Raw genomic sequence first — 628 nt, forward strand, 5'->3', positions numbered from 1 at the left:
AATCAATTCTATTTGGCTAGTTTTTAACGTGATATTTAGTGAAGACTCAACTTCTTTATCTAAATCCCAATTCATTGCTAAAACACAATGCTTTTCATTGTAGAAAGTATCTATATCCATTCGATTCCCAATCCTAGGATGATCTTTTCTACAAATAACCACTAACGGCTCTCGGTAGATTTCCTCCACTAATACGGATGTCTGGTTATTGGTAACATTTCCAACGATTAGATCTGCCGTTCTGTTATGAAGTAACTCACAAAGTGCGTTTTCATCCGACGTTGTCTCATTAAGAACCACATTGTCCATTGATGTTAGATGTTGTAGGGATACATCATTGCAGAATACTTTTAGTGACTCAGATTTAGAGAGAGCGTCATTGATAATATTTATAGCATTATAAAATTTTGGCAGTAACTCCTGACCAGTACTTGTTAGCTCAATCCCTCTACCATTTTTAACAAATAACTTTTTTTTGGAAGCTTCTTCCAGCCTTTTTATTGAAGCGCTAATCGCTGGCTGTGTTACTCCTAGTTGAGCGGCAGCTTTTGTATAAGAAAGAGTGTCAGTAACAACCAAGAATGTATGTATTAAGTTTAAGTCAATTGTTTTTTGCATAAAGACGCTG

At 35.5% G+C, this 628-nt stretch carries 1 protein-coding gene; it reads right to left on the minus strand.

All coding sequences use genetic code 11. From position 1 onward, the window contains the following. Window positions 1-618: LysR family transcriptional regulator (locus R7Q09_RS26590; protein WP_318143999.1), on the minus strand; the 618-nt coding region annotated here is incomplete at its 3' end. Window positions 619-628 lie beyond the last annotated feature (10 nt).

Source organism: Vibrio sp. 2130-1 (assembly GCF_033339515.1).